Source organism: Kitasatospora sp. NPDC091257, from assembly GCF_044757675.1.
Lineage (GTDB): Bacteria > Actinomycetota > Actinomycetes > Streptomycetales > Streptomycetaceae > Kitasatospora > Kitasatospora lactacystinica.
The window spans coordinates 1-5745 of record NZ_JBIVVI010000558.1; the positions used below are offsets into that span (position 1 = coordinate 1).

Genomic DNA, 5745 nt, shown 5'->3' on the forward strand with positions numbered 1-5745 from the left:
CGTGCAGGGCCCGAAGGGCCCGCAGGCGGAGCGCATCCGCCTCGCCTGACCCCTTGCACATGAGCGGGCGCCCCGTACGGAATCCGTGTGCGGGGCGTCCCCGTCTCCGCCGACAGCGAACCCACACCCTTCCCGGCGCGACGGCGACGATCACGGCGTCCGGAGCCGTCCACTCCCACCAGTACGGGATCAACCACCACTTCTCGTGCCCCCGGACACCCGCTTCGGGCAGGATGCCGTTCCTGGTCGGATTCCACCGGGGCGATGCCGACCGTCCGGCGTATGCATCCGCCTGTTGAGGATTTCCGATGAATCGTCAAAGCCGGTGGCGGCAAGGGGAACTGGTCACTCCGGATGCTGTGACCGGACCGGCCCGCGGCCTCACAGCCGGTCGTAGACGGCGGACAGGCGCTGCAGCACCTCGGCGGCCCGGTCGAGGGCGGCGTCGTCGTAGTCGTCCAGATCGGTGTGCAGGGCCTCGGCCAGCGCGTTCTGGCGCTGGTCGTGCCGGGCCCGGCCGGTGTCGGTGAGGGCGACCAGGACGGAGCGCTTGTCCTCGGGCTGGCGGGTACGGGTGACGTAGCCGGCCGTGACCAGGCCGTTGACCAGCTGGGTGGTGGCGGCGCCGGTGGTCTCGGTGGCGGCGGCGAGCCCGCTGATGGTGAGGGGCCCCTGTTCGGCCAGGGTGCGCAGGGCCCGGGCGTGGGTGAGGGAGAGTGCGCCCGGGGTGCGGGTGGCGCGTCCGCGCAGCCGGGCGTCGGCGGCGCTGAGCCGGTAGGCGGCGCGGGCCAGGCGGTCGAGTGCCCGGGCGCGGTCGTCGGTGGGTGGCGTCTCGGCCATGGTCGGTCCTCCTCGGCGGGTTGACAGCAGCCTAGCCTCAGTACTTAATAGCTAAGTACTTACTCATTAAGTGCTTAGCCAAATGCTGAGCGGATCCCCAGGAGGACACCCATGACCATCCGTTCGACCGGCCAGACCTGGGCCCTGGACACCGCCCTCGCCCAGGGCGGCTTCGACGCGCTGCACCCCGAGGCCGTCGGGACCATGGAGCAGCTGGGCCACGACCACACCGACTTCGCCAAGGTCTTCGCGCTGGTCAGGAGTGGCGCGATGCTGCCCAAGGCGTGGGCGACGGTGGCCGGCCAGGCCGAGGAGCGCGCCGCCCACCACGAGCGCGGCGGGTTCGCGCAGACCGCCGCCGACCTCTACCTGCGGGCGGCGGTGATGTGGGGCCGGGCGCAGTACTCGATCTTCGACGCGGCCGACCCGCGCAAGACGGCCATGCGCCGGCGTGCCGATCACTGCGTGGAGCGCCTGGGCGCGCTGCGCGACGGCCGGGTGCGGCGGGTGGAACTGGACTTCGAGGGCTCGCGGATCTTCGCCCTGCTGCACCTGCCGGCCGGGCCGGTCGAGAACGCGCCGGCCGTCATCCTCGGCCCCGGGATGGACATGATCAAGGAGGACTACATCTGGGCGGCCGAGCGCTACTACACCTCGCGCGGCATGGTCGCGCTGTCCATCGAGGGGCCGGGCCAGGGCGAGAGTCGCGCCGGCGGACTGACCGTCGACCTCGGCAACTACGAGCGGGCGATCGGCCGTTACCTCGACCACCTGGCCGCGCTCCCGGAGGTGGACGCCGAGCGGATCGGCATGTTCGGCATCTCGATGAGCGGCTACTGGGGATCCCGGGCCGCCGCCACCGACCGTCGGCTGGCCGCGCTCGCCGCCTTCGAGGCCGTCACCGGGGACTTCGCGACGATCTTCGAGCGCGCCCAGCCGACCTTCAAGAACAACTACATGTTCATGGCCGGGTACACCGACGAGGAGGCCTTCGACCGTGACCTGGCCCGGCGGATGCCGCTGGGCGACCTGGTGGCCGACATCACCTGCCCGGTGCTGTACGGGATCGGCGAGTTCGACGAGCTCACCGACCTCGGCCAGGCGCTGGAGAGCTTCGAGCGGGTCCGGGCGCCGAAGGAACTGCGGGTCTACGAGGACGAGTTCCACCCGCTCGGGGGAGTGGCGGCCGAGGTCTTCCGGTTCGGGGCGGAGTGGCTGCAGCGGGCCCTCGCCGGCGAGTTCGCCGACCCCGGACGGGACGTGCGCCACTACGTCCACCGCGACGGCCGCACCACCGACGGCAGCGCCGACCCCACCTGGTGGCTCGGCGGCGCCCCGACCGCGCTCACCGACATCCGGCACGCCCGGGCGAGCCGGGGCTGAGCCCCGCGGGCGCCGCCGCCACGGGGCGCCGCCCGGGGGTGCCGACGCTCAGCCGCCGGCACCCCCGGGCGCCCCGCGGTGTGCCCGAGACCGTGTCGCGCCTACACGAAGGTCATGGCGGCGCCGACGGTCGCGTTCAGGCCGGCCGCGACCCACGGATCGGGGGACGGGCCGCGGACGGGGCCGAAGTGGACGACCCGGGGGCCGTTGGTGCCGCAGGCCGGGTAGCCGTCGACGTCCGAGATGGCCACCGAGCTGCCGGGGTTGGAGAAGCCGGTGGCGCTGATCGCCTCGGTGCTCTGCCACAGGCCCGCGGAGGACAGGTGGGCGAGGGTGATGGAGCCGTCGACGGCGACGTAGCCGACGGCGGTGCCGGCCGCGTTCCTGGCCGCCGAGACGACGGCGCCGTCCGGGACGCTGCCCGTCGGGGCGGTGGTGTTCGCCTGGAGGGAGCCGATGCGCCCGGCCCCCGCGCCGACCGTCGCCAGGTTGAGCCGTCCGTCACGGCCGGCGAAGAACACCGACACGGTGCCGGAGGTGGTGCCGGGGGCCACCGCGATGCCGCCGCCCGGTCGGGCGCTGCCCGCCGGGGCGATGGTGTAGCTGGTCAGCCCGCCGGTGGCCTGCGACGTCCAGCCGACGGTCACCCCGCCGCTGTCGCCGACCGTGAAGATCCCGGCGCGGCCGGTGACGGCGAAGGAGGCCGCCTCCGAGGACGGAAGGGCGGGGGCGGGGAGCTGGCGCCAGTCCACGGTCATCGGGAGGCACGCGTCGTTGAACTGCGGGACCGCCGGTGCCGCCGCCGCTGTGGCGCCCGTCCAGGTGCCGGTGACCAGGGTCAGCCGGGTGCCCGCCCACGCGGCGGTGATCCGCCCGCCGGGCTCGGCCGTGGCCGGGCCGCTGATCGAGAACGGCGCCGAGCCCGGGTTGTCCGCGCAGTACTCGTACAGCGAGCCGTCCGTCGCGGTGAAGTAGACCGCGGGCCGGTGACCGGGGGTCCGCACCGCCGCCACCCGCGCGCCCGGCGGGGCGAGCGAGGCCGGCCCGCGCCGAGCGGCCGTGCTCCAGCTGCCGGCGGTGTCCGAGTACTGGTAGCTCCACAGGCCCCCGTCGTCCCCGATGTAGTACGCCTCCGCCTCGCCGCCCGCCGCCGCGGCGGACGGCACCGGACCGGCCAGCAGCGCGGCCGCGGCGAGGACCAGCAGGCTGAGCAGCGCCCGTAGCCGGTGCGCCGGCGGTCTGTGCGCTTCGCCGTTCGTCATGGCTCGTTCCTCTCCAAATAGGCTGTGAGGCAGGCAGTTTGACAGGGCGTCGGCCATGCTTCCAGGGGGCGGGAGAGGTGAGGTGGCAGCCTCCCGCCGTCGATCCGGCACCGGCCCGGCCCGGCGGTCGTCCGACAGGCATCCGCCCGGGGCGGAACCCGCCCTGGCCGGTCGGGGCACGAGGAGCAGGACGGCCCGTCCCGGCGGACCTGTGAGGCGCCCGCCTGCTCCTCGGCGATTCGGACGACCGCAGGCGGCAGCCGGGCCCCGCGCCGCCCGTGCGGCCCTGGGCCCCGGCGGCTGTGGAGGCACGGCCGAGGGCCCGGTACTAGGCTGAAGGCCGAGGCGGCGTCCGGCCGAGGATGGTGCCACTGCCTCGGAACTCCTCTCAGCCGTCGGACGACGGGAGACCGGTATGAACGACCGCGCCGAAAGCTGATCCGGGCCGATGCGCGCAGCGGACGGCCATGACGCCGCGGGTACGGACCCGGGCGGACCCGGGCAGGAGCGGCCGCCGCGGGGCGGCCTGCGCTCGCGGCTGCGGGTGCACAGCGTCGCCGGCCAGGTGTTCGTGTGTCTGCTGGTCGTGGTGGCGCTGCTGGTCGGAGCCGCGCTGACGACGCTCGTCCTGCAGGCCCGGAGCTACGCCACGGGCGTGGCCGCGGGCCGTACCCGTGCCGCGGCCGTCGCCCTGGCGCAGGCCCCCGGTGTGGTGAGCGCGATGGACGGCCCCGATCCGACCGCGGTGCTGCAGCCGCTGGCCGACAAGATCGTGATGCAGGGCGGCTTCGACTACGTCGTGTTCGCCAACCCGGAGGGGATCCGCTACACGGCCCAGACCCCCGACCTGATCGGGAAGCATGTGATCGGCCCGTTCGCGCGCTCCCTCATGGGGCCGACCACCGACAGCTTCCAGACGCCCGTCGGGCGGGTCGTGGAGTCCGGAGCGCCGGTCACCCGACCGGACGGCTCGGTCGCCGGAGCGGTCGGGGTCGGAATCACCGTCGCGCACGTGGGCACGGCGGTGAGCCGCCAGCTGCCGCTGCTGTTCGGCGGAGCGGCGGTCGCGCTCGCCGTCGGCATGGGCGGGGCGCTGCTGGTGCGGCGGCGGCTGCGGCGCCAGACGCACGGCCTGGGCCCGGCCGAGATGACGCGGATGTACGAGCACCACGACGCGGTGCTGCACGCGGTCCGCGAGGGCGTGCTGATCGTCGGCGGGGACGGACGGGTCCTGCTGGCGAACGACGAGGCCCGGCGACTGCTGGAGCTGCCGCCCCGGGTGGAAGGGCGGCCGGTCGACGAACTCGGGCTCGACCCAGGACTGGCCGGGCTGCTGGCCTCCGGGCGCACCGCGACCGACGAGGTGCACCGGGCCGGGGACCGGCTGCTCGCCGTCAACAACCGCCCCACCGCACCGTTCGGCGGCGGGTCCGGCAGCGTCGCGACCGTCCGGGACACCACCGACCTGCGGGCACTGGCCGGGCAGGCCGAGGCGGCCCGGGCCCGGCTGCAACTGCTCTACGACGCGGGGCTGCGGGTCGGTACCACCCTGGACGTGACACGGACCGCGCAGGAGCTGGCCGACGTGGTGGTTCCGCGGTTCGCGGACTACGCGACGGTCGACCTCGCCGAGCCCGTGCTGCGCGGCGAGGAGCTGTACCCGGACCTCGGCATCGAGCACGGCCCGCGACTCCACCGCGCGGCCACCGGCGGGCGCGGCGAGGACTGGCCGTTCATGCCCGTGGGCACGGAGCTCAGCCCGCTCCCCGGTGCCCCGCAGGAGACCGCCCTGAAGACCGGGCCCGCCGCGCTGGCCGACGACCTGCGCCATGAGCAGGCCCGGCGGGCGGGCGCCCCGGAGGCCGCCGACCGGGTGTTCCCGGACGGGATGCACTCGCTGATCACCTCGCCGCTGCGGGCGCGCGGCCTGACCCTGGGCACGGTCAACTTCTGGCGGGCGGGTGAATCCGCGCCGTTCGACGACGAGGACCTCTCCGTCGTCGAGGAACTGGTGGCCCGCACGGCGATCTGCGTGGACAACGCCCGCCGCTACACCCGTGAGCACAGGATGGCCGAGACGCTGCAGCGCAGCCTGCTGCCCCGGGGGCTGCCCGAGCAGAGCGCCATGGAGGTGGCCTACCGCTACCTGCCCGCGCTGCGCGGGGTCGGCGGGGACTGGTTCGACGTCATCCCGCTGCCAGTCTGGACAGCGCCGGACTGCGCCGCGCCGTCGTCGGGTTCCTCGGCGAGAAGTAGCACC

At 74.7% G+C, this 5745-nt stretch carries 4 protein-coding genes; 2 read left to right on the forward strand and 2 right to left on the reverse strand.

Going from position 1 to position 5745, the window contains the following annotated elements; genetic code table 11:
• Window positions 1-381: 381 nt before the first annotated feature.
• The gene (locus ACIQOV_RS24225) at window positions 382-840 is read right to left on the reverse strand and encodes a MarR family winged helix-turn-helix transcriptional regulator (RefSeq protein WP_401051662.1); all 459 of its coding nucleotides are present in this window, start codon (window positions 838-840) and stop codon (window positions 382-384) included.
• 111 nt (window positions 841-951) lie between these two features.
• Here ACIQOV_RS24225 and ACIQOV_RS24230 point away from each other — a divergent pair, with 111 nt between their 5' ends.
• Entirely contained in the window at window positions 952-2223 is a 1272-nt protein-coding gene (locus tag ACIQOV_RS24230; protein WP_401051664.1) for an alpha/beta hydrolase, read from the forward strand.
• Window positions 2224-2324: 101 nt separating this feature from the next.
• On the opposite strand, the gene ACIQOV_RS24235 is transcribed toward ACIQOV_RS24230, so the two are convergent.
• The gene (locus ACIQOV_RS24235; RefSeq protein WP_401051667.1) at window positions 2325-3485 is read right to left on the reverse strand and encodes a hypothetical protein; all 1161 of its coding nucleotides are present in this window, start codon (window positions 3483-3485) and stop codon (window positions 2325-2327) included.
• A gap of 448 nt (window positions 3486-3933) precedes the next feature.
• On the opposite strand from ACIQOV_RS24235, the gene ACIQOV_RS24240 reads away from it, so the two are divergent.
• A partial coding sequence (locus tag ACIQOV_RS24240; protein WP_401051669.1) for a GAF domain-containing protein occupies window positions 3934-5745 on the forward strand: 1812 nt, incomplete at its 3' end.